This window comes from Pseudoponticoccus marisrubri, from assembly GCF_001482405.1.
In the GTDB taxonomy this organism is placed as follows: domain Bacteria; phylum Pseudomonadota; class Alphaproteobacteria; order Rhodobacterales; family Rhodobacteraceae; genus Pseudoponticoccus; species Pseudoponticoccus marisrubri.
In genome coordinates, this window is the sequence record NZ_LPXO01000012.1 from 28,612 (window position 1) to 52,005 (window position 23,394).

Below are 23,394 nucleotides of genomic sequence, written 5' to 3' on the forward strand. Positions count from 1 at the left end.
CCCTCCCGGAGAGGACCCTCATGACCGACCTCACCCCCCGCGAAATCGTCTCGGAGCTGGACCGTTTCATCATCGGCCAGAAAGACGCCAAGCGCGCCGTTTCCGTGGCGCTGCGCAACCGCTGGCGCCGCAAGCAGCTCTCCGATGATCTGCGCGACGAAGTCTATCCCAAGAACATCCTGATGATCGGCCCCACCGGCGTCGGCAAGACCGAGATCAGCCGCCGGCTGGCCAAGCTGGCCCGCGCGCCCTTCATCAAGGTCGAGGCCACCAAGTTCACCGAGGTGGGCTATGTCGGGCGGGACGTGGAGCAGATCGTGCGCGACCTGGTCGATGCCGCGATCGCCATGACCCGCGAGCAGATGCGCGAGGACGTGAAATCCCGCGCCCACCAGGCGGCCGAGGATCGCGTCATCGCGGCGATCGCCGGCGAGGACGCGCGCGAGGGCACGCGCGAGATGTTCCGCCGCAAGCTGAAGGCCGGCGAGCTGGACGATACCGAGATCGAGCTGGAGCTGCAGGACAGCGCCTCGCCCCTGCCGATGATGGACATCCCCGGCCAGCCCGGCGCGAACATGGGCATGATGAATATCGGCGATCTCTTCGGCAAGGCCTTTGGCGGGCGCACGGTCAAGAAGCGCATGACCGTCGCGGACAGCTATGACGTGCTGATCGCCGAGGAGGCGGACAAGCTGCTGGATGACGAGCAGGTCAAGCAGGCGGCGCTGAGCGCGGTGGAGCAGAACGGAATCGTCTTTCTCGACGAGATCGACAAGGTCTGCGCCCGCGCCGAGGCGCGCGGTGGGGATGTCAGCCGGGAAGGCGTGCAGCGCGACCTGCTGCCCCTGATCGAGGGCACGACGGTCAGCACCAAGCACGGGCCGGTCAAGACGGACCACATCCTCTTCATCGCCTCGGGCGCCTTCCACATCGCCAAGCCCTCTGACCTGTTGCCGGAATTGCAGGGCCGCCTGCCGATCCGGGTCAACCTGCGCGCGCTGACCGAGGAGGATTTCGTGCGCATTCTGACCGAGACCGACAATGCGCTCACCCGGCAATACACCGCGCTGATGGCGACCGAGCAGGTCGAGGTGGCCTTTACCGAGGACGGCATCGCCGCGCTGGCCCGAATTGCCGCCGACGTGAACCAGTCGGTCGAGAATATCGGCGCGCGCCGGCTCTATACCGTGATGGAGCGCGTCTTCGAGGAGCTGAGCTTTACCGCGCCGGACAAGGCCGGCGAGGCGGTGACCGTGGATGCGGATTTCGTCGAGCAGCACCTGGGCGAGCTGACCCGGTCGAGCGATCTCAGCCGTTACGTGCTCTGAGAGGGCGGGACGCCTTCGGCGAGAGTATTTTTGGAAAGATGAAAGGCCGGCCCTAGGGGTCGGTCTTTTTTCGCGGCGCGCGCCGGGGCCTGCTGGGCCAGGGGGTCATGGATGGCAAGACGCCCCGCGCGGGGGCGGGGCGTCCTTTGTCTGTCGGATCGGTGATGGGGCCGATCAGGCCATCCACCAGCGTTCGGCCATGCGGGCATTGTCCATCTGCCAGAGATTGCCGACCACGTCCGGGTTGGCGACCTTGTTGCTGACCGCCTGCACGTAGTTGGCGAACATGGGCAGGACGAGGCCGCCATCCTCGTTCAGGATCTGCTGCATCTCGTGATACATCTCGCGGCGCTTGCTGCTGTCGAGCTCGGCGCGGGCCTCGATCAGCAGGTCCTGGAAGCGTTCGCTGTCCTCGCGGCCCCATTGCGTGTCGTTCCACGGCACGCCCTCCTCGTAGGCGGAGGAGAACATCCAGTCCTCGGTCGCGCGGCCCGACCAGTAGCAGGCGCAGAAGGGCTTCTTCAGCCAGACATTCGACCAGTAGCCGTCGGCCGGTTCCTGCACCACGTTGATGTTGATGCCGGCGGCCTTGGCCGAGGCCTGGTAGAGCTGCGCGGCATCCACGGCGCCTTCGAAGGCGGCGTTGGAGGCGGAGAGGTCGATATCCAGCGAGGAAAGGCCGGCCTCTTTCAGGTAGAACTTCGCCTTGTCCGGGTCGTAGCTGGTCTGCTCCATCTCTTCGAAGAAGTACTGGTTGGCCGGCCCGATGGGCGTGTCGTTGCCGACCCGGCCATGGCCCAGCAGGATCTTGTCGACCATTTCCTGACGGTTGATCGCGAATTTCAGCGCGCGGCGGATGTTCACGTCGTCGAAGGGCGCCACGTTGGTCAGCATCGGGAAGGTATATTGCTGGTTGCCCGTGACTTCCTGAATGCGGATCATCGGGTTGGCGCGCAGCAGCGACTCGGTCTTGAAGTCGATCCGGTTGATCGTGTCCACCTGCCCGGTCAGCAGCGCGTTCATCCGGGCCGTGTTGTCGTTGATCGCGATATACTCGATCTCGTCGAAATGCCCGTACTCATCGCCCTTGTAGTGGTCGGGATAGCGGGTGGCGACCATGCGCACGCCGGGCTCGAAGCTCTGGACCTGGTAGAGGCCGGTGCCGATGCCGCGGGCGATCGCCTCTTCGATCTGGCCGGCGGGGTACATCAGCAGGTGGTAGTCCGACATCAGGTAGGGGAAGTCGGCATTGCCGGCCGCCAGCGTGAACTGGACCTGCAGGTCACCGGTCTTCTTCATCTCGGTGATGGTCTCGACGATCGGCTTGGCGGCGGATTTCGCGCCCTCGGCCACGTGCAGCTGCAGGCTTGCGATCACGTCATCGGCGCCGAAGGCCTTGCCATTGTGGAAGGTCACGCCCGAGCGCAGGTTGAAGGTCCAGACCTTGGCATCCGGCGAGGCTTCCCAGCTTTCCGCCAGCTCGCCCTTGATCGAGCCGTCGGCGGCGACCTCGGTCAGCGCGTCGAAGACCGCGCCATTGGCCGAGGCGATCATGAACAGGTCAGAATGGGTGCGGCCATCCCAGCTGTCCGAGGTATTGGCCCCCGAGAGGCCGGCGCGCAGGCGGCCGCCCTTCTTGGCCTGTGCGCGCAGCGGCAGGCCGCTGGCGGCGAGCACACCGGCGGCGGCGCCGGTGGTAAGAAGTCCGCGTCTGCTGATACGTGTCATCGTGTCGTCTCCCTGGTCGTTATCGGACGCATACGCGTCGCGTTCCTGTCGGACCCGCGGGGTCCGGTGATTCGGTCATCCCATCTTATCAACTGCGGCGTCGCCGAGATTATCAACTCCGCGTTCAGCCAGCAGATTTGTCAGCCAGTCCGGGTCCATCTCGGGGACCGAGGACAGCAGGAGGTCGGTATAGGCGTGGTGCGGCGGGCGGAACATGTCCAGCTTGGGGCCCTGTTCGACCACCTCGCCATCCTTCATCACGACCACCTCGTCAGCGATGGACCGGACCGTCGCAAGATCATGCGTGATGAACATGTAGGACAGCTTGAGCTCGTCCTGAAGGCGGGCGAGCAGCTTCAGGATCCCCTCGGCCACCAGCTGGTCGAGCGCGCTGGTCACCTCGTCGCAGATGATGAACTTGGGCTCGGCCGCCAGCGCGCGGGCGATGCCGATGCGCTGTTTCTGCCCCCCCGACATCTCGGAGGGCAGGCGGTCGATGAACTCCCCCGCCGGCAGCTCGATCTGGTCGAGCAACTGGGCCACGCGGTCGCGCTTCTTCCGGCCGCGCAGGCCCATGTAGAATTCCACCGGGCGGCCGACGATCTCGCCCACGGTCTTGCGCGGGTTCAGTGCAGTATCGGCCATCTGGTAGATCATCTGGACCTGCCGCAGCTGGTCCTTGGAGCGCTGGCGGTAATCGGGCGGCAGCGCTTCGCCATCAAGCTCGATCCCGCCCATCCGCGGCGGCAGGAGGCCTGTGATCACCCGCGCGGTGGTCGACTTGCCGGACCCGGATTCGCCCACGACGGCGACGGTGCGGCCCTCGTGGATGTCAAAGCTGACATTGTGCAGCACGTCGATCTTGCCATAGGCGGCCGTGACCCCCTGCACCGAGACGACGGGCGTGGCATCCTCGGCCACGGGCGGCTTGGGCGGGCGCTGGAACTCGCGCACCGCCCAGAGGCTCTTGGTGTAGTCCTGCTTGGGATGGGACAGCATCTCGCGCGTGTCGGCCTCTTCGACCTCGTCGCCGCGCAGCAGCACCTTGATGCGGTCGGCCATCTGCGCCACCACCGCCAGGTCGTGGGTGATGTAGATCGCCGCGGTGTCGAACTCCTCGACGATCTGGCGGATGCTGGCCAGCACCTCGATCTGGGTGGTCACGTCCAGCGCGGTGGTGGGCTCGTCGAAGATGATCAGGTCGGGGCGGCAGGCCATGGCCATGGCCGTCATCGCGCGCTGCAGCTGCCCGCCCGAGACTTGGTGCGGGTAGCGGAAGCCGATCTCGTCGGGATTGGGCAGGCGCAGCTTGCGATAGAGCTCGATCCCGTCCTGCTCGGACTCCGCGCGCGCCATCACCCCATGCTGCACCGGCGCCTCGACATGCTGGTCGATCAGCTTGTGCGCGGGGTTGAAGCTGGCCGCGGCGGATTGCGCGACATAGGCAATGCGCTTGCCCAAGAGCCGGCGCTTCTGCTCGGCGCTGGCGGCCAGCAGGTCGATGCCGTCGAAGCTGACGCTGCCGCCCGCGATCCGCACGCCGTCCCGGCAGAACCCCATGGCCGCCAGGCCCAGGGTCGACTTGCCGGCGCCGCTTTCGCCGATCAGGCCCAGCACCTCGCCCTTCTTCAGGGTCAGGTCCACGCCCTTGATGATCGGCATCCAGGTCTCGTCGGCGCGGCCCTCGATCCGGATGTCACGCATCTCGACCAGCGTGTCGGTCATGCCTTGTGCTCCTTTGTCGCCTGCGCCGCATGTGGGACGGGATGGCTCATTCCTTCAGCCCCGAGGAGCGGTAGAGCATCCAGTCCACGACGAAGTTCACCGCCACGGTCAGCAGCGCGATCGCGCCCGCGGCCATCAGCGGCAGCGCGGCGGTCAGCGGCGAGAAGGCGGCGAAGTTGATGAACTGCGCGAGGTCCCGCACCATTGTGCCCCAGTCGGCCAGCGGCGGCTGGATCCCCACGCCAAGGAAGGACAGCGAGGCGATGGTCAGGAAGACGAAGCAGAAGCGCAGCCCGAACTCGGCCAGAAGCGGCGCGGTGGCATTGGGCAGGATCTCGCGGAAGATGAGATAGCGCAGCCCCTCGCCGCGCAGCTTGGCGGCCTCGATATAGTCCATCACGACGATGTTCATGCCCACCGCCCGCGCCAGCCGGAAGACCCGGGTGGAATCGATCACCGCGATGATGATCACCATGTAGACGGTCAGCAGCCATTTCTCGGACCCCGCCCAGGCGCTGGCGATGGTCATCAGCAGCAGCGCGAAGATCAGCGAGGGGATGGCCATCAGCACGTCCACGGCGCGGCTGAGCACCTGGTCGAACCAGCCCTGCAGCGTCGCGGCCAGAAAGCCCAGGCTGCCGCCCAGGAAGAAGGCGAGGCAGGTCGTGGCAAAGGCGATGCCCACGGTGTTCTGCGCGCCGTAGATCAGCCGGGACAGCAGGTCGCGCCCGATCTGGTCGGTGCCCAACAGGTGGTCGGGATTGCCCCCGGTCGCGGCATTGCCGCCGGGCAGCGCGTTGACCTGCTGGAAGACCTCGGCCTGCCCGTAAGGCGCCAACACGCCGGCAAACACCGCGAGGAAGGCGTAGATCAGGATCACGAGAATGCCGAAACTGGCGGTCAGCGGCATCTGGCGAAACATCTTGCGGCTGCCGGCCGTGCCCACGTGCCGCCCCAGCAGGCGGAACAGGTAGGCGGCCACGGCAAAGCCGATGAAGGCCTGCACCGCCCAGCGGAAGAACATCACCCCGGCCACCGGCGTGCCCTGCTCGGTCATCGTGGGCTGGAAGAAATACCAGACCGCAAAGACCAGCACGGCAGCGCCCAGCACATAGCCGAAGGCCACGGCATAGGGCATGTCGCGGAAGACGGGCTTGTTGCCGGTCAGTTTCTGCCCGGCAAAGCGCAGGGCCCAGCCACCGGCGGCGATCGCGGCCAGCGCGATCAGCAGTGTCAGCCAGACGCTCATTTCTTGTGCCTCAGGCGCGGGTTGGACAGGATCGACAGGATGTCGGCCGTCAGGTTCAGCAGGATGTAGGCGGCAGCGAAGATCAGGCAGCAGGCCTGCACCACGGGGATGTCACGGATCTTGACGCTGTCCACGAAAAGCTGGCCGATGCCGGGATAGACGAAGACCACCTCGACCACGACGACGCCGGTGATCAGGTAGGCGAGGTTCAGCGCGATCACGTTGATGATCGGGGCCAGCGCGTTGGGCAGCGCGTGGCGCACGATCACCCGCATGGGCTTGATCCCCTTCAGCCGCGCCATTTCGATATAGGGCGAGGCGAGCAGGTTGATAATCGCCGCCCGCGTCATGCGCATCATGTGGGCCGTCACCACCAGCGTCAGGGTCAGCGCGGGCAGCAGCGTCTTCTGCAACCGCTCGCCGAAGCCCATGTCGGCATAGATGTTGGACAGCGAGGGCAGCACCGGGTTCAGCACCGCAAGGAACAGGATCAGCACGTAAGCCAGAAAGAACTCGGGGCTCGAGATCGAGGTCAGCGTGGTGATGTTGGCCGCCTTGTCGAAGACCGAGTTGCGGTAGAGCGCCGCGAGGATGCCCAGCGTGATCGCGAAAGGCACCGCGATGGCGGCGGTCACCCCGGCGAGGAACATGGTGTTGGCGAAACGCGGCGCGATCTGCTGCGCCACGGTCACCCGCACGCCGCTGTCGGCGCCCACGAAACTGGCAAAGTTGGCCTGTGCGAAGGAGTTGCCCAGGTCGCCCTGCACCGCGCCGGCCAACCAGTCGAGGTAGCGGGCAACCGGGTGCTGGTCGAGACCGAGGTCACGCCGGATGGCGTCGACCGCTTCGGGCGTTGCGCCCTGGCCCAGGATCGCCTCGGCGAAATCGCCCGGCAGCATGTTCACTGCCGTGAAGATGACAATCGAGACGATGAACAGCGTCAGAAGGCCGAGAGCGAGCCGTTGGAGGATGATCTTGAGAACTGGGTTCACGTGCCCTGTCGGAATTATGTTCTGATTGCTGGCAGGTTAACGGCTGAGGCGCGTATGTAAACCCTCTGCCTCGGCGATCTGGTCCATCGCGCGCACCAGCTCGGCGCTGATCCCGGGTTCGGACAGCGCATGGCCGGCATTGCGCACCATGCGCAGATCGGCCTCGCCCCAGGCCTGAGCCAGCTCCCAGGCGCGCTGTGGCGGGCAGATCATGTCGTAGCGGCCCTGCACGATGACGCCCGGAATGCCCTGGATCCTGTCCACGTTCTTCAGGATCCAGCCATCCTCGGGCAGAAAGCCGCGATGCGTGAAATAGTGGTTCTCCAGCCGGGCAAAGGCGCGCGCGTAATCGCCCGGCGCCTCGCCGCCCTGCCCATTGGAATAGACCGAGGCGAGCGCGTTCTCCCAGGCCGACCAGGCCTGTGCATGGCGCGTCTCGGCGCGCAGATCGCCCGAGAAGAGCCGCCGATGATAGGCGGCGATCAGGTCGTCGCGCTCGTCCTCGGGGATCAGGTCGACGAAACGCGCCCAGGGTTCGGGCCAGAACTGCCCGGCGCCGCCGCCATAGAACCAGTCGAGCTCGACCTGCGTCATCATGAAGACGCCGCGCAGCACCAGCTGGCGCACCCGCTCGGGATGCGAGATCGCGTAGATCAAGGCCAGCGTCGCGCCCCAGCTGCCGCCGAAGACGACGAAGCGGTCGATCTCCAGCGCGGTGCGGATCGCCTCGATATCGGCCACGAGATCCCATGTGGTGTTGGCCGAGACGCTGGCATGGGGGCGCGAGCGTCCGCAGCCGCGCTGGTCGAACAGCACCACGCGGTAGACATTGGGATCGAAATAGCGCCGCATGGCCGGGCTGCACCCGCCGCCCGGGCCGCCATGCAGCACGATCACCGGCAGCCCGTCGGGGCGGCCGCATTGTTCCACGTAGATGCGATGGCCGTCGCTCACCTCCATGACCCTCTGGTCGAAGGGATCGACAGCCGGATACAGGTATTGCACTGCGCGCTTTTGGCCCGGGATTTTGTCCATGACCTCTCTATATTAGCCGCGAGACACAAAAGACCATGGGGAAAGTCGTGACAAGCACCGTCGATGCATCCGAGATCGCCAAGTTCGAAGCGATGGCGGCCGAATGGTGGGACCCGAACGGCAAGTTCAAGCCCCTGCACATGCTCAACCCCTGCCGGCTGGACTACATCACCAGCCAGATCGCGGCGGAATACGACCGCGTGCTGGGCACCCCGGCGCCGTTCGACGGGCTGCGCATCCTCGATATCGGCTGCGGCGGCGGGCTCTTGTGCGAGCCCATGGCGCGGCTGGGCGCCGAGGTGGTGGGTGTCGACGCTGCCGGGCGCAACATCCCCGTGGCCCAGGCCCATGCCGCGCAATCGGGGCTGGAGATCGACTATCGCCACACCACGGCCGAGGCGCTGGCCGAGGCGGGCGAGCGGTTCGACGTGGTGCTGAACATGGAGGTGGTCGAGCACGTGGCCGACCCGCTGGCCTATCTGACCGCCTGCCGGCAGCTGCTGAAACCCGGCGGGCTGCACATCTGCTCGACCATCAACCGCAACCCGAAAAGCTTTGCCATGGCCATCGTTGGCGCCGAATACGTCATGCGCTGGCTGCCCAAGGGCACGCATGAATGGCACAAGTTCATCACCCCCGACGAGCTGTTCGAGCTGATGTCGCAGGCGGGGCTTGAGCCGGTGGACCGCAAGGGCTTCGTCTTCAACCCGGTCAGCTGGAAGTGGCGGTTGTCGGATCGTGACCTGTCGGTGAACTACGTCACCGCGGCGCTGGCCCCTGCGCTTCCAGCTTGAGCCGCAGCTCGCGCAGCACGGGCAGTGCGGCGCGCACCTTCTCGGTGCCCAGCTCGGCCATCATCTCGTCGATCATCGGCGTGATCGCGGCCAGCGCGGCCTCGCGCGCGGTGCGCCCGGCGGGCGAGATCGAGACCAGCTTGCGCCGGGCATCGTCCCAGTCGGGGCGGATATGCACGTATCCCGCGATCTCGAGCTTGGAGAGCGTGTTGGTCATCGCCCCGCGCGTCACGTGAAAGGCCCGCGCCAGCTGGGCCGGGGTCTTCTCGCCCCCGCGGGCCAGGTGGTTGAGCACCGAGAAATGCGAGATCTCCATGCGGTTGGGCAGCACCTTGGTCAACCGCGCGCGCAACAGCTGGTCGGCGGTCAGAAGCTCGCTGAAGAGCGAGATGGCCAGCGCGCTGCCGTCGCTCATGCCGGGCCCGTGAAATCGCGATCATGGGTCAGCGAGGGCAGCTTGCGCCGCGCCTCGGCCACCTGGCCCAAGTCGAGATCGAGCAGGTGCAGGCCCGGTTCCGTGCCGGCGTCCAGCAGCACCTCGCCCCAGGGCGCGACGGCCAGCGAATGCCCGTAGGTGCGCCGCGGGCGCCCGGCCCGCGCGGCATGGGTGCCGGTCTGGGCCGGTGCCAGCACGAAGCACCCCGTCTCGATCGCGCGGGCCTGCAACAGCGGCTGCCAGTGCATCGGCCCCGTGCCAGGCGAGAAGGCCGAGGGAACGGTCAGGATCTGCGCACCGGCCTGCGCCAAGGCGCGGTAGAGATAGGCAAAGCGCAGGTCGTAGCACACGGTCAGACCCAGCACGGCCCCGGGCATGTGGCCCAGCACCGCCCGGGCGCCCGGCGCGAAACCGGCGGATTCGCGGTAGGTCTCGGTCTCGCTGACCTGCACGTCGAACATGTGCATCTTGTCATATGTCGCGACGATGGCCCCCTCGGCATCGATCAGCACCGAGCGGTTGGCGAAGCGTGTCTCGGGCGGGTCCGATTTCAGCGCCAGCGAGCCCGCCAGAACCCAGATCCCGTGATCGGCCGCCGCCATGCGAAGCCCGGCCAGCACCGGGTCGCTGTCCTGCGGGTGCAGCACGGCCTGCTGGTGTGCCCGGTCCATCGAGACGCAGTTGCAGACCTCGGGCGTCAGGATCAGTGCAGCCCCCGCGCGGGCCGCCTCGGCGATGGCGCGCTGCATCGTGACGAGGTTCTCCGCGGGGTCGTCCGAGGAGCACATCTGAAGCAGCGCGACCCGCATCAGCCGGCCAGCATCGGGTCGAGCTTGCCGGCCCGGTCGAGCGCGTAGAGCTCGTCGCAGCCGCCCACATGCGTCTCGCCGATGAAGATCTGCGGCACGGTGTGGCGGCCATGCGCGCGGTCCATCATCTCGGACTTGCGCTGCGGCTGCGCCAGCACGTCGATCTCGGTGAAGTCGACGCCTTTCTTGGTCAGCAGACGCTTGGCGGCGTGGCAGAAACCGCAAAGCGGCGACGAATAGACCTCGACTTTCGGCATGAGGCACCTCCTATCCTGAATGGTCTACAAACAGTTAGGTGTCCTTGGCAACGCGTGCCAGTACGCTGACGCAAACCGACGATGCGCCGGCGGCAAGGCAGGCCTCGGCAGATGCGGCAAGGGTCGCGCCGCTGGTCATGACGTCATCCACCAGCAGCACGGGCCGGCCCGCGATCCGGGACGCATGGGCCGGCGTGACCCGCAGTGCGCCCGACAGCGTGGCAAAGCGATCCTCGCGCGTGCGCCCTTCAAGGCTGGGCGTGGCCACGTGACGGGTCAGTGCGTCGGGACAGCAATCCAGCCCGGTCTCGGCCGCCAGCGCCTGCGCCAGAAGCGCCGACTGGTTGAAGCGCCGCCTGAGCAGACGCCGCAGGTGCAGCGGCACCGGCACGATCAGCGTATCCTGTTGCAGCATGTCGCGGCTGGTGCGCGCCATCCAGCGGGCGGCCGGGCGCGCGATGTCGTGCCGGTCGCCATGTTTCAGCGCCAGCACCAGCCGCCGCCCCTTGTCGCGGTAAAGCAGCGCGGCGCGGCCGTGATCCCAAGGTCGCGCCGTGGCCAGGCAGTCGTCGCAATGCTCGGCCCGGTCGGACTGCCCCGGCAGCGGCGTGCCGCAGAGATCGCAGGTCAGGCCCGAGGTGAAGGGCGTCTCGCGCCAGCAGGCGCCGCACAGGCCGAAATCCGTCTCGACCAGCCCGCCGCAGGACAGGCAGCGCGGCGGGTAGAGCATCTGCACCAGCATTTGCATCCCCCCCGCCAGCACCCTATCTGCCCCCCATGTCCGATACGCCCCGCCTGACCGACCGCCGCGCCCTTGCGCAGCATCGCGCCCGCGCCGCCCGCGCGCCGGCCCTGTTCCTGCACGAGACCGCGCGCGACGAGGTGCAGGATCGCCTCGCCCTGGTTAACAGGACGTTTACGCAGCCGGCCCTCGTGACGCCCTTCCCGCAAGTCTGGGAGAGCGCGGTGCCGGGCGCCCGCGTGGTGCCCGATGGCGAGGTGCTGGCGCTGGAGGAAGGTGCGCATGACCTCGTGGTGCATGCGCTCTGCCTGCACTGGGCCGATGACCCGGTGGGCCAGCTGATCCAGTGCCGCCGGGCGCTACGGCCCGACGGGCTGATGCTGACGGTGAGCCTGGGCGGGCAGACCCTGCACGAACTGCGCAGCGCGCTGGGACAGGCCGAGGTCGAGGTGACGGGCGGCATGTCCCCCCGCGTGGCCCCCATGGGCGAGATCCGCGACCTGGGCGCGCTGATGCAGCGCGCGGGTCTCGCCCTGCCGGTGGCCGATTCGCTGCCGCTGACCGCCAGCTATGACAGCGCGCTGCACCTGATGCGCGATCTGCGCGCCATGGGCGAGACCAACGCCATGGCCGCCCGGCTGCGTCATCCCACGCGGCGTGCCGTGCTGCTGCGCGCCGCCGAGCTTTATGCGGAAGGCTACGCCCTGCCCGATGGCCGCGTGCCCGCGACCTTCGAGATGATCACCCTGACCGGCTGGGCGCCCGATGACAGCCAGCCGCAGCCGCTGCGCCCGGGCTCGGCCGCCGCGAGACTGGCCGATGCGCTGGGGACCGACGAGACTCCGCTGAAAGATTGACGTATCACCGACGGGCGATATGTACCGGAGGGACATTTGAACAGGACAGATCCGATGCTCGACGCCACCAAAAGCGCCACCCGCCCGGCGCACGCGCCCACCGATCATCCCAAGATCCGCCCCGGCCGGGTCGGCGTGCTCTTGGCCAATCTCGGCACGCCCGACCATTACGACTACTGGTCGATGCGGCGTTACCTGAACGAGTTCCTCAGCGATCGGCGGGTGATCGACTATTCGCCGTGGCTCTGGCAGCCTCTGCTGCAACTGATCATCCTGACCAAGCGGCCCTTCAGCTCGGGCGAGGCATACAAGTCGATCTGGAACGAGGAAGCGGGGGAAAGCCCGCTGATGACGATCACCAAGGCGCAGACCGAGAAGATCGCCCAGACCCTGACAGACCGGCATGGCGACCAGGTCATGGTGGATTTCTGCATGCGCTACGGCAATCCATCGACCAAGTCGAAGGTGCGCGAGATGGTCGAGGCCGGCTGTCGCCAGATCGTCTTCTTCCCGCTCTACCCGCATTACGCGGGCGCCACCTCGGCCACCGCGAATGACCAGTTCTTCCGTGCGCTGATGGAAGAGAAGTGGCAGCCGACGGCGCGGATCGTAGACCCGTATTTCGACCACCCGCTCTATATCGAGGCGCTGGCCCAGTCGATCGAGCGCGCCTATGCCAAGGCCGAGGTCGAGCCGGATATCCTCGTCTGCTCCTATCACGGTGTGCCCAAGCGCTACCTGCTGGAGGGTGATCCCTACCACTGCCAGTGCCAGAAGACGACGCGCCTGCTGCGCGAGCGGCTGGGCTGGGACGAGGACCGGATCACCACCACCTTCCAGAGCAAGTTCGGCCCCGAGGAATGGCTGAAACCCTATACGGTCGAGGAGGTTGCCCGGCTCGCCAGCGAGGACGGCAAGAAGAACATCGCCGTCTGTGCCCCGGCCTTCTCGGCCGACTGCATCGAGACGCTGGAAGAGATCAACGAGGAGATCAAGGAGAGCTTCGAAGAGGCGGGTGGCGAATCCTTCACCTACATCCCCTGCCTCAATGATGACGACGCCCATATCGAGGCGCTCTGCGCGGTCATCGACGAAAACCTCTCGGGCTGGGTTCGCTGAAGCGCGCCCAAAGGCCTCAGTCAGACATTAAAAAAGGCGGTGTCGTCACACCGCCTTTTTCCATATTCGGGAAACTGATCCGGATGGATCAGTTATGTGCGGCCGCGGCCACGATCGCGATCAGCAGCAGCGGGATCACGATGGCTGCCGAGGACGACGACTGTTGCGTGGTTTCTTCAACGACGACAACGGGTTCCATGACCACGTCGTCCTTGGCGTAGGAGCCGGCCATGGCGGTCGAAGCGGCACCGGCGAAGGCGGCGGCGAGTGCGAGTTTCTTCATGTTATCCTCCAGATAATTCGCCTGGCGCACCCGAGAAAATCGCGCACGGCAGGCACCCAAGACTTACCTCGTAGCCTTGTCTAAGCAGCATTCCCGCGCCTTTGCAATTGGTACTTGGCGCCCGGTTTTCCCCGCTCGACAAACTGTCGTCAAATAAGCAACACCTGCGTGCCCACCTTGGTCATGGCGAAAAGCTCGGCGATGTGCTCGTTGTACAGACCGATGCAGCCGTTGGAGGAGCGGCGGCCGATCTTGCGCGTGTCGTGGGTGCCGTGGATGCGGTAATACTGCCAGCTGAGGTAAAGCGCATGCGTGCCCAACGGGTTGTCCGGACCCGGGCCGACATAGTCGGGCCATTCGGGGTTGCGCTTCTTCATCGCCGGGGTCGGGCGCCAGTCGGGGCCCTCGACCTTGCGGATGACACGGGTGCGCCCGCGCCGGGTCAGGTCCTCGGTCAGCGGAACGGAGGACGGGTAGAGGTGATAGCCGCCATTCTCTTCCCAGTAATGCAGCGCGCGCGAGGAGATATCGACCAGGATCGCGCCGTTCGACAGCGAGTCGAAATAGGGCTGCCAGTCCAGCGTGCGAAAGCTCGAGATGTTGCGCCGCACGACAGTGTTGATGTCGCGCTCGATCTCCACCGTGCCGGACCCGTTCACATCCTGTGCCAGCGCCGGCGTGCCCAGCATCGCCGCGCTGCCTGCCAGAAAGGCGCGGCGGTTCACCTTCGCTCCTGCCCGTTTCGTCATCGTTCCAGCTCCTCTCAGACCCTTCGTCCTGCGGAGGGTGCCATTCCCAAATGCCCTGCCCGGCTGCGCGGAAAGACGCCGGACGGTCGTGCCCTGCAGCGGCGCCTCATCCGGCCAACCCCGCATCGGGGATCCCGGTTCCCCGCCAAGCCCTTGAAAAGACGGGGCTAAGCAGATCTATCCACAGCCTGCCACAGATCGGCCCGGGCTGGACAGGGCCTTGGGGATAACCCCCGAATAATGGGCGGTAGCATATGGCCGGAATGCCGCAGTCGCAATTCAAACCCCCGTCAGACGGCGTGGTCACGCCGATGTGGGTTTGATCGGCAACGCCGCATTCGCTAAGGCAAGGGAAACAGAGAATTTCGAGAGCAGCCTATGAACCGACGCGCCATCCTCGCCTTCGCTTCGGCCCTTGCCCTGACGGCCTGCGCCACCACGCCCCCGGGCAACACCCCGCCGCAGCTGGGGCCGGATGGCAAGCCCCTGCCCAAGGTCTACCGGATCGGGGGCGATTCGGCTCGGGTGCAGTTCCGAATGCTCGATTCGGTCAACGCGCTGCGCCAGGCGGCGGGCGCCCCGCCGCTGGAGCTCGATTCCAAGCTGACCGCCGCCGCGGCCACCCATGCCCGTGACATGTCGGTGCAGAATCGGCCCTGGCATTTCGGCTCGGACGGCTCCTCGCCGATCGACCGGGTGCGCCGGGTGGGCTATTCCGGTCGCCTGGTGGGCGAGACAATCTCGGAGACCTACGAGACCGAGCTGGAAACGCTGGGGGCGTGGATGGAGGAACAGCCGACGCGGCAAGTGATCCTCGACCCGACCGCGCGGGATCTCGGCTTCTCGTGGTTCCAGGAAGACAATGGCAAGATCTGGTGGACAATGGTGCTGGGCGCCCCGGGACGCGGCCCGATCATCGGCGAGACCTCCGAGGCGTTCTGAGACCTTCACCACGGGCCGCAAGCCGCTTCGAAGCGGCTTGATCCAAGCGATTTCGAAAATCGCTTTTCACCGCGTTTGCAAACGCGGTCAGGAAGGCTTTTCGAAAAGCCTTACCAGCGCCCCGCTCAGGGGTTGATCCGGATCGGCGTGCCGTTGCGCACCATGGCATAGATGTCGCGCATCTCGCGATTGGTCACCGCGATGCAGCCCGCCGTCCAATCGCGCCGGTTGGCCCGGAATTTCTTGGGTCGTCCGTGGATGAAGATGTCGCCGCCGGGGCTGACACCCAGCGCCCGCGCCTCGGCGATATCGGCCGGCGAGGGATAGTTGATCCCGATGCTCAGGTAGAACTGGCTGTTCGGATTGCGCCGGTCGATCAGGTAGTTGCCCTCGGGTGTGCGCCCGTCCCCCTCGCGCGCCTTGTCGCCCTGCGGCGCAAACCCCAGCCCCACGTCATAGGCCTTGAGCACCTCGTCATGGTGCAGAAGGTACATGCGCCGGTCACCCTTGTTGACGATGACCTGCGTCACCTCCGGCCCGTGATAGGTCTTGAACTTGCCGCACCCGGTGACGCCGAGCGCCACCAGCAAAACCAGTGCCACCTTGATAAACCGCATCTCGCTGCCCCGCTTTTTTCGGGCAATATACACCCGGGCCGCGGCTGCGGGAAGTTCACAAAGCCGGCATCTCAGTCGCGCTCGGCCAGGCGCCGCTCGATCGCCTCGAGCCGGCTCAGCACCTCGTCGCGATAGGCATCGGTCTTCTCGCCATCCTCCTTCTCATGCGCATCCTGCATCGAGTTCACGATCAGGCCGACCAGCAGGTTCACCACGGCAAAGGTGGTGACCATGATGAAGGGCACGAAGAACATCCAGGCGTAAGGGTAGACCTCCATCACCGGGCGCACGATTCCCATGGACCAGGATTCCAGCGTCATGATCTGGAACAGCGAATAGGCCGACAGGCCGAGATCGCCGAACCAGTCGGGGAAGGCGTCTCCAAACAGCTTTGTCGCCATGACCGAGCCGATATAGAAGATGATCGCCATCAGCAGGAAAACGCTGCCCATGCCGGGCAGCGCGGTGATGAAGCCCTCGACCACCCGCCGCAGCCGCGGCGCGACCGAGATCACGCGCAGCACCCGCAGGATGCGCAGCGCCCGCAACACCGAGATGCCCTGCGCCGAGGGCACCAGCGCGATGCCCACGATGACGAAATCGAACACGTTCCAGCCATTGCGGAAGAAGCGCGGGCCCCGCGCCACCAGCTTGGCACCGATCTCGGCCACGAAGATCATCAGGCAGGCCAGGTCGGCCGCCCGGATCAGCCCGCCCCAGCGTGCCATCAGCACCTCGGAGGTCTCCATCCCGAGGATGATCGCATTGAAAATGATGACGCCGATGATCGCGTTCTGGACGCCCGGTCGGTCGATGAAGGCGCCCAGTCGGCTGCGCAGGTCCATGGTCAGTCCTCTCGGCTCAGGCAGGAAACGAGTTCCACATGGGCGGACCAGCGGAACTGGTCAACCACCCGCACCCACTCCAACCGATAGCCGCTGCGCGCCAGACACGCCACGTCGCGCGCATAGGTGACGGGGTTGCACGACACATAGGCGATGCGCGGCACGCCGGCACGGGCCAGCGCCTGGACCTGTGCCTCGGCCCCGGCGCGGGGCGGATCCAGCACCACGCCATCGAACCGCGCCAGCTCGTCGGGCAGAAGCGGGTTGCGGAACAGGTCGCGCGTCTCGGTCGTCACCTGTTTCAGCCCCTGCGCCTTGCGCCAACCCCGGTCGAGCGCCGCCAGCATCGGCCGCGCCCCCTCGACCGCGTGCACAGCCGCCCGGCCCGCCAGCGGCAACGCGAAAGTGCCGCAGCCCGAGAACAGGTCGGCCACCTGCCCCGCCCCTTCCAGCGCCTCAAGCACGCCTGCGACAAGCGCGGCTTCGCCTGGGGCCGTGGCCTGCAGGAAGGCCCCGGGCGGGGGCACCACATCGGCCGTGCCGAAACGCTGAAAGGGCGGTTTACGGGTCAGCGTCTCGTCGCCCCAGCTCAGCCGGGCAAGATCATGCGCCTCGACCAGCGTGGCGAGCTCCTGACGCAGCGCCGTGTCGATCGGCTTGCCGCCGCTGACCGCGACGTCCAGCCCGGACAGGCTGTCGGTCACGGTGACCGAGATCTCGGTCTTGCGGCTGGCTCCGGCCACGGCCAGCGCCTCGACCAGCGGCAGGGCGCCGGCGATGCGCGGCGTGACCACCCGGCAGTCTGGCACGGCGACGATCTCGTCGGAGCGTTTGCGGTGGAACCCGGCCAGCGCGCCCTTCTTGAGCCGCCGGGCCGAGAACACTGCCCGTCGGCGGCTGTGCGGTGGCGAGGTCTCGCAGCCCGTGATCGGCGCGGGCAGGCCCTGCGCCTCGAGCGCGCGGCGCAGCACCTCGGTCTTCCACGTCTCGACGAAACTGTCCGAGGCGTGCTGCAACTGGCAGCCACCACAGGTCCTGGCGTGCCGGCAAGGTGGCGCGACGCGATCGGGCGACGGGGACAGGATGCGCGGCGCGGCAAGCACCTCGCCATCGAGGATCCCCTCGACCCGCTCGCCGGGCAGCGTGCCCGGCACGTAAAGCGGGCCCGGCGCGATGCCGTCGCCCTTGTGGCCAAGCCGCTCGATCTGCACCTGCCGGGTCACGCCGCCCTCCTGAATCGCGCTTCGGTTCGGGGCAGAGCCATACAGCCCGCGCGGCACCGGCACCAGCCGGCGGGGCGCCTGCTCACTCCGCGGCGTCCTGCGCGCCGATGAAGCCGCCAGATTGCCGATCCCAGTAGCGCGCGTAGAGCCCACCCTGTTCCAGCAGCGCCTCATGGGTGCCCTGCTCGACCACGCGGCCGGCATCCAGCACGACGATCCGGTCCATCTGGGCGATGGTGGACAGGCGGTGCGCGATGGCCAGCACGGTCTTGCCGCGCATGACCTCCTGCAGGGCGCCCTGGATCTCGGCCTCGACCTCGCTGTCCAGCGCGCTGGTCGCCTCGTCCAGCACCAGCACCGGCGCGTCCTTGAGAATGGCACGGGCCAGCGCGATGCGCTGCCGCTGCCCGCCGGACAGCTTGACGCCGCGTTCGCCCAGCCGCGCGTCATAGCCGCTGCGCCCCTTGTGATCCTTCAGCTGGAGGATGAAATCATGCGCCGAGGCGCGGCGCGCGGCCTCGTGCACCTCTTCGACCGAGGCGCCGGGGCGACCGTAGCGGATGTTCTCCAGCGCCGAGCGGTTGAACATCGAGGTTTCCTGCCGCACCACGGCGACCGCCTCGCGCAGGGCGCTTTGTGTCAGGTCACGGATATCGGTGCGCCCCAGCAGGATGCGGCCCTGTTCCACGTCGTACAGCCGCAAGAGCAGCGACACGGCGGTCGACTTCCCTGCACCCGAGGCGCCGACCAGCGCGACCTTCTCACCCTCGTTCAGGGTCAGGTCGAAATCGTGCAGCGCGTGGCTTTCGCCGCCATAGGCAAAGCCCACCTGCTCGAAACGGATCGCGCCGCCTTCGGCCCTGTCCCGCGCATCCGGCCGGTCGGTGATCTCCAGCGGGACATTGAGCGTCTCGACCCCGTCCTGCATCTCGCCGATATTGGTGAAGATGGTCATCGCCACGCGGCCCAGCCGGTTGGTCAGCATGGACAGGCGCGTGGTCACCATCGCGGTCATGGCAATGTCGCCCGCGGTGGCCTGCCCCAGCGTCCACAGGTACAGCGCGCCCAGGATCGACACCAGCGGCAGGATGCCCCCCAGCGTCATCAGCACCATCCGGAACACGGCCGACAATTCTCCGAAGGACAGCGCGCGCTGGCGGAAATCCTGCAGCGCCTCGCGCGTGGCGCGGTCCTCGTCATCGTCACGGGCAAACAGCTTGACCGTGGTGATATTGGTCAGCGTGTCGACGATCTGCCCGGTGACCTGCGTGCGCGCCCCGGCGCGTGCGGCCGAGCGGACCTGCACGCGCGGAATGAAATAGCGCAGCGCCGCGACGTAGAGCACCGCCCAGATCACGAAGACCAGCAGCAGCCGTCCGTCGATCGCCCCGATCAGGACGAAGGCGCCGGCAAACATGGCCAGCGCATAGACCAGCACGTCCGAGACCTCGATCACCAGATCCGTCAGCGCCCGCGCCGTCTGAAGCGCCTTCTGGCTGATGCGCCCGGCAAAATCATTCTCGAAGAAGCGCAGCGAATGACCGGTGACATGCCGGTTCAGCCGGCTGAGCACCATGGGAAACAGGTTCGGGCCCAGCAGGACGCCGGTCACGCCCGCGTCAAAAATGAAGATCAGCGGGCGGATCAGCAGGAAGAAGGCCACGCCGAACAGGATCAGCGGCCAGAAGGCCCAGAAATCCCCCGGCCCCTGCGCCGCGGCGCTGTCGATGACCCAGCCGGTGAAGCGCGCCGCCACCAGTTCCGAGATGCCGGTCAGGAAGGTGACGAAGAAGGACAGGAAGATCGCCCGCTCGGCCCCTTTCAGCGCCCAGCGCGAGAAGGGCCAGAGCGCGCGCGGTGGCGGACCGTCGGCCGGCGCGAACGGGTCGATCAGGTTCAGCACGTTGCGGATCACTCGGCCGCCTCTTGCGGCGCGTCATCGCCGAGGAACCCGCCGGACTGCCGCTCCCAGTAGCGGGCATAGAGCCCGCCGGCCTCGAGCAGGTCCTCGTGGGTGCCTTCCTCGACGATCTGCCCGGCATCCATCACGATGATCCGGTCCATGCTGGAGATGGTCGACAGGCGGTGCGCGATGGCCAGCACGGTCTTGCCCTCCATCACGCGGGTCAGCGCCTCCTGGATCGCGGCCTCGACCTCGCTGTCCAGCGCGCTGGTCGCCTCGTCCAGCACGAGGATCGGCGCGTCCTTGAGAATGGCGCGGGCCAGCGCGATGCGCTGGCGCTGCCCACCCGACAGCTTGACGCCGCGCTCGCCCAGATGCGCCTCGTAGCCCTGCCGGCCCGCGCCGTCGCGCAGCTCGCGGATGAACGCGTCGGCCTCGGCGCGACGGGCGGCGGCGATCACCTCGGCATCCGTGGCATCGGGCCGGCCATAGCGGATATTGTCCATGGCCGAGCGGTTGAACATGGCGGTTTCCTGCGTGACCATGCCGATCTGGCGGCGCAGGCTTTCCTGCGTCACCTGCGACACGTTCTGCCCGTCGATCCGGACCGCGCCGCCCTCGGCGTCGTAGAGCCGCAAGAGCAGCGCCACCAGCGTCGATTTGCCCGCCCCCGAGGCGCCGACAATGGCCAGCTTCTCGCCCGGGGCGATGGTCAGGTCGATGCCCAGCGCGCCGCCGCTTTCGCCGCCATAGGTGAATTCCACATGGTCATAGCGGATCTCGCCGTCGGTCACCTGCAGCTCGGCCGCGTCGGGCGCATCGGTCAGGTCATGCGGGACCGACAGGGTGACCATGCCGTCCTCGACCTCGCCCAGGTGGCCATAGATGACCATCAGCGTGAAGCTGATCCAGCCGGTCATCTGCGCCAACCGGATGGTCACGGCACCCACTGCGGCGATGTCGCCCGGGGTCACGCCACCGGCACGCATGGCGATGGCCGCCCCCACCATAACCACGGGCAGAAGCCCCGCGATGAAGATCAGGCCAAGGCGGAAGGCGGTCTGCGCCTCGCCGAAATGCATGGTCTTGTCGCGCAGCTCGGACATGGCGCCCAGCGCCATGCGGTCTTCCTGCGCGCCGCCGGCAAACAGCTTGACCGTCTTGATGTTCGAGATCGTGTCGACCACCTGCCCCGTCACCATGGCCTGCGCCTCGGCCCGCCGGGCCGAGCGCGCGCGGATCAGCGGCAGCATCACGCGCAGGAAGGAGAGGTAAAGCGCGAACCACAGCGCAAGGAACAGCAGCAGCCACGGGCTGATCGCGCCCAAGAGCACCGCGGTGCCCGCAACGGTGGCCAGGCCGAAGGTCACGGCGTTGACGCTTTCGACCACGATCTCGGTCAGCGAGCGCGCGGCCTGCATCTTCTTCTGCGCCACGCGGCCCGCGAAATCGTTGTCGAAGAAACTGACCGACTGGTCGATGGTCCAGCGATAGAGCCGCGCCAGCACCAGCTTGAAGATGTTGGGCCCGATCATCACGGCCTGCGTCAGGGCCAAGCCCCCGAACAGCAGCGGCCGCGCGATCAGCAGCAGCGCCATCGCCCCGGCGATCAGCCAACCATAGCTGCCAAGGAAACCGGCATCGGTAGCCGGGGCCGCCACGGCGTCCACCACGAGGCCCAGCAGGTACATCGAGGCGACCTCGGTGATCCCGGCCGCGACCGAGATCGCGACCCCCACCCAGATCACGGTCCAGCCGCCCTGCAGGGCCCAGGCCATGAAGGGGCGCAGCGTGTCGGGCGGCGGGCCTTCGGCCGGGCGCTCGGGGTCGATCAGGTTGCCCGCGCGATGCACGAGCCTTTGAAACAGGGCTTTCATCATTCCGCCGCCTTGGTGTCGGGGTCCAGGAACCCGCCGGATTGGCGCGCCCAGAAACTGGCATAGAGGCCATCCATGGACAAAAGCGCGTCGTGGCTGCCTTGTTCCACGATGCGTCCCTGATCCATCACGAGGATCCGGTCCATTTGCGCAATTGTGCTCAAACGGTGGGCAATGGCAATGACCGTTTTTCCCTGCATCATCCCGTAAAGCGTCGTCTGGATCGCGGCCTCGACCTCGCTGTCCAGCGCGCTGGTCGCCTCGTCCAGCAGCAGGATCGGCGCGTCCTTGAGGATCACGCGGGCCAGCGTGACCCGCTGGCGCTGCCCGCCCGACAGCTTGACGCCGCGCTCGCCGACAAAGGCGTCATAGCCGCGCCGCCCCTGCGGATCCTCGAGATCGAGGATGAACTCATGCGCCTGCGCCTGTTTCGCCGCGGCGATCATCTGGTCCTCGGTCGCGTCGGGCCGGCCATAGAGGATGTTGTCGCGCACCGAGCGGTGCAGAAGCGCGCTGTCCTGCTGGACCATGCCGATCCGCGACCGCAGGCTTTCCTGCGTGACCTCCGAGATATCCTGCCCGTCGATCAGGATACGACCGTCCTCGACATCGTAGAAGCGCAACAGAAGCTTCACCAGCGTCGACTTTCCGGCGCCCGAGCGGCCCACCAGCCCGATCTTCTCGCCCGGTCGAATGGTCAGAGAGACCTGGTCGAGCCCGCCGCTGCCGCGCCCGTAATGGTGCGACAGGGACTGGATCTCGATCCGCCCTTCGGTCAGCTCCAGCCGTTTTGCATCGGGCTTGTCGGTCAGCGAGATCGGCTGCGCGATGGTCTCCATCCCCTCGGCGACGACGCCCAGCTCGCGGAAGAAGGTGGTCAGCGCCCACATGATCCACCCGGTCATCGAGTTCAGCCGCAGCGTCAGCGCGGTCGCCGCCGCCACCGCCCCGGTCGAGGCCGCGCCCTGCATCCACAGCGCGATGGCCAGCCCGACCACGCCCACGATCAGCAGCCCGTTCAGGATCATCAGGGCGACGTCCATGATGGTATAGAGCCGCATTTCCCGCATGAAGGTGTCGCGGGTGACGTCGATCGCCTCTTTCGCATAGGCCAGTTCGCGGTCGTGATGGGCGAACATCTTGACCGAATGGATGTTGGTATAGCTGTCCACGACGCGCCCGGTGACCTGGCTGCGCGCATCCGAGGCCGCCTTGGAGGCCGGGCCCACGCGCCGGATCGTCCAGCGCATCAGTAGCGCATAAAGCACCAGCCAGAGCACCAAGGGCCCGATCAGCCACGGGTCGGCATCGCCCAGCAGCACCAGCGCACCCACCACGTAGGCCAGTGAAAAGGTGATCGCGTCGAAGACCTGGAACACCGCCTCGCCCGCGGCGGGCGGGGTCTGCATGATGCGGTTGGCGATCCGGCCGGCAAAGTCGTTCTCGAACCAGCCGACGGACTGGCGCAGCACATGCGCATGGGCCCGCCAGCGGATCAGCGTGCCGAAATTCGGCAGGATCGTCTGGTTCAGCAGCAGCACGTCCACCGTCTGGATCAACGGCCGCAGGAACAGGATGAACAGCGCCAGCGCGATCAGCCACGTGCCATGCGTCTCCCAGACCTGCTCGGGCCCGGCAGACAGGATGTCCACGACCCAGCCCATGGCCCAGATCAGCCCGATCTCGACCGCGGCCACGATGATCGACATCACCGTGGCCCAGGCAAAGATGCGGCGGAAGGGCTGGGCATAGGCCAGCATGAAGGGCAACAGCCGCGTTGGCGGCGTGTCGGTTTCGCGATAGGCGCAATAGGGATCAACGAGGTTCTCGAAAAAACGAAACATATCGGGGGCTCCGAATGAGCTAATCAGGACATGGATGGAA

The 23,394-nt window shown here is 66.9% G+C and carries 22 protein-coding genes; 5 read left to right on the plus strand and 17 right to left on the minus strand.

Annotated features, from left to right (window positions below; translation table 11 throughout):
• The first annotated feature begins 20 nt into the window (after nt 1-20).
• Nucleotides 21-1,328: an ATP-dependent protease ATPase subunit HslU gene (hslU, locus tag AVJ23_RS16745; protein WP_058863367.1), complete on the plus strand. Its 1,308-nt coding sequence runs from the start codon at nt 21-23 to the stop codon at nt 1,326-1,328.
• Nucleotides 1,329-1,502: 174 nt separating this feature from the next.
• Here hslU and AVJ23_RS16750 read toward each other — a convergent pair whose 3' ends face one another.
• The 5 genes from AVJ23_RS16750 to pip all read right to left on the minus strand — a co-directional run bounded on the left by AVJ23_RS16750 (nt 1,503) and on the right by pip (nt 8,057).
• Nucleotides 1,503-3,056, minus strand: coding sequence for an ABC transporter substrate-binding protein (locus AVJ23_RS16750; protein WP_058863368.1), 1,554 nt, complete (start codon nt 3,054-3,056; stop codon nt 1,503-1,505).
• Nucleotides 3,057-3,131: 75 nt separating this feature from the next.
• Entirely contained in the window at nt 3,132-4,781 is a 1,650-nt protein-coding gene (locus tag AVJ23_RS16755) for an ABC transporter ATP-binding protein (RefSeq protein WP_058863369.1), read from the minus strand.
• Nucleotides 4,782-4,827: 46 nt separating this feature from the next.
• Nucleotides 4,828-6,030: an ABC transporter permease gene (locus AVJ23_RS16760; RefSeq protein WP_058863370.1), complete on the minus strand. Its 1,203-nt coding sequence runs from the start codon at nt 6,028-6,030 to the stop codon at nt 4,828-4,830.
• Nucleotides 6,027-7,022, minus strand: a complete 996-nt coding sequence (locus tag AVJ23_RS16765; protein ID WP_058863371.1) for an ABC transporter permease — start codon at nt 7,020-7,022, stop codon at nt 6,027-6,029. Before AVJ23_RS16765 ends, AVJ23_RS16760 begins: the two co-directional genes overlap by 4 nt.
• Before the next feature lie 36 nt (nt 7,023-7,058).
• Entirely contained in the window at nt 7,059-8,057 is a 999-nt protein-coding gene (pip, locus tag AVJ23_RS16770) for a prolyl aminopeptidase (protein WP_058863372.1), read from the minus strand.
• A gap of 35 nt (nt 8,058-8,092) precedes the next feature.
• Between pip and ubiG the strand changes: the two genes are divergently transcribed.
• Nucleotides 8,093-8,851, plus strand: coding sequence for a bifunctional 2-polyprenyl-6-hydroxyphenol methylase/3-demethylubiquinol 3-O-methyltransferase UbiG (gene ubiG / locus AVJ23_RS16775; RefSeq protein ID WP_058863373.1), 759 nt, complete (start codon nt 8,093-8,095; stop codon nt 8,849-8,851).
• On the opposite strand, the gene AVJ23_RS16780 is transcribed toward ubiG, so the two are convergent.
• From AVJ23_RS16780 to AVJ23_RS16795, 4 genes are read right to left on the minus strand one after another with little or no spacing between them, the layout of a single operon-like run.
• Nucleotides 8,817-9,266, minus strand: a complete 450-nt coding sequence (locus AVJ23_RS16780) for a MarR family winged helix-turn-helix transcriptional regulator (protein WP_058863374.1) — start codon at nt 9,264-9,266, stop codon at nt 8,817-8,819. The two genes, ubiG and AVJ23_RS16780, sit on opposite strands and share 35 nt — an antisense overlap.
• On the minus strand, nt 9,263-10,096 hold the full coding sequence (locus tag AVJ23_RS16785; RefSeq protein WP_058863375.1) for a carbon-nitrogen hydrolase family protein: 834 nt from the start codon (nt 10,094-10,096) through the stop codon (nt 9,263-9,265). Before AVJ23_RS16785 ends, AVJ23_RS16780 begins: the two co-directional genes overlap by 4 nt.
• Complete coding sequence (grxC, locus tag AVJ23_RS16790) at nt 10,096-10,353, minus strand: glutaredoxin 3 (protein WP_058863376.1); 258 nt, start codon at nt 10,351-10,353, stop codon at nt 10,096-10,098. The genes AVJ23_RS16785 and grxC overlap by 1 nt, the downstream gene beginning before the upstream one ends.
• 34 nt (nt 10,354-10,387) lie before the next feature.
• The gene (locus tag AVJ23_RS16795; RefSeq protein WP_058863377.1) at nt 10,388-11,101 is read right to left on the minus strand and encodes a ComF family protein; all 714 of its coding nucleotides are present in this window, start codon (nt 11,099-11,101) and stop codon (nt 10,388-10,390) included.
• A 29-nt stretch (nt 11,102-11,130) separates the two neighbouring features.
• Between AVJ23_RS16795 and AVJ23_RS16800 the strand changes: the two genes are divergently transcribed.
• Together AVJ23_RS16800 and hemH are read left to right on the plus strand one after the other, a co-directional pair.
• On the plus strand, nt 11,131-11,952 hold the full coding sequence (locus tag AVJ23_RS16800; RefSeq protein ID WP_058863378.1) for a methyltransferase domain-containing protein: 822 nt from the start codon (nt 11,131-11,133) through the stop codon (nt 11,950-11,952).
• A gap of 54 nt (nt 11,953-12,006) precedes the next feature.
• Nucleotides 12,007-13,071 carry a ferrochelatase gene (gene hemH / locus AVJ23_RS16805; protein ID WP_058863379.1) on the plus strand — a complete coding sequence of 355 codons (1,065 nt, stop codon included), beginning with the start codon at nt 12,007-12,009 and terminating at the stop codon, nt 13,069-13,071.
• Between the two features lie 88 nt (nt 13,072-13,159).
• Here hemH and AVJ23_RS16810 read toward each other — a convergent pair whose 3' ends face one another.
• Entirely contained in the window at nt 13,160-13,354 is a 195-nt protein-coding gene (locus tag AVJ23_RS16810; RefSeq protein WP_058863380.1) for a hypothetical protein, read from the minus strand.
• 149 nt (nt 13,355-13,503) lie between these two features.
• Complete coding sequence (locus tag AVJ23_RS16815; protein WP_058863381.1) at nt 13,504-14,103, minus strand: L,D-transpeptidase; 600 nt, start codon at nt 14,101-14,103, stop codon at nt 13,504-13,506.
• 378 nt (nt 14,104-14,481) lie between these two features.
• On the opposite strand from AVJ23_RS16815, the gene dalA reads away from it, so the two are divergent.
• The gene (gene dalA, locus AVJ23_RS16820; protein WP_058863382.1) at nt 14,482-15,045 is read left to right on the plus strand and encodes a divisome-associated lipoprotein DalA; all 564 of its coding nucleotides are present in this window, start codon (nt 14,482-14,484) and stop codon (nt 15,043-15,045) included.
• A gap of 125 nt (nt 15,046-15,170) precedes the next feature.
• Here the strand turns inward: dalA and AVJ23_RS16825 are convergent, their stop codons facing one another.
• The 6 genes from AVJ23_RS16825 to AVJ23_RS16850 form a co-directional block, all read right to left on the minus strand.
• On the minus strand, nt 15,171-15,662 hold the full coding sequence (locus AVJ23_RS16825; protein ID WP_058863383.1) for a L,D-transpeptidase family protein: 492 nt from the start codon (nt 15,660-15,662) through the stop codon (nt 15,171-15,173).
• Between the two features lie 71 nt (nt 15,663-15,733).
• Nucleotides 15,734-16,507: an ion transporter gene (locus AVJ23_RS16830; RefSeq protein WP_058863384.1), complete on the minus strand. Its 774-nt coding sequence runs from the start codon at nt 16,505-16,507 to the stop codon at nt 15,734-15,736.
• A gap of 2 nt (nt 16,508-16,509) precedes the next feature.
• Nucleotides 16,510-17,730: a class I SAM-dependent RNA methyltransferase gene (locus AVJ23_RS16835; RefSeq protein WP_058863464.1), complete on the minus strand. Its 1,221-nt coding sequence runs from the start codon at nt 17,728-17,730 to the stop codon at nt 16,510-16,512.
• An 82-nt stretch (nt 17,731-17,812) separates the two neighbouring features.
• Entirely contained in the window at nt 17,813-19,645 is a 1,833-nt protein-coding gene (locus AVJ23_RS16840) for an ABC transporter ATP-binding protein (RefSeq protein WP_058863385.1), read from the minus strand.
• Complete coding sequence (locus tag AVJ23_RS16845; RefSeq protein WP_058863386.1) at nt 19,642-21,513, minus strand: ABC transporter ATP-binding protein; 1,872 nt, start codon at nt 21,511-21,513, stop codon at nt 19,642-19,644. Before AVJ23_RS16845 ends, AVJ23_RS16840 begins: the two co-directional genes overlap by 4 nt.
• Nucleotides 21,510-23,354: an ABC transporter ATP-binding protein gene (locus AVJ23_RS16850; protein ID WP_058863387.1), complete on the minus strand. Its 1,845-nt coding sequence runs from the start codon at nt 23,352-23,354 to the stop codon at nt 21,510-21,512. Before AVJ23_RS16850 ends, AVJ23_RS16845 begins: the two co-directional genes overlap by 4 nt.
• Nucleotides 23,355-23,394: the final 40 nt, after the last annotated feature.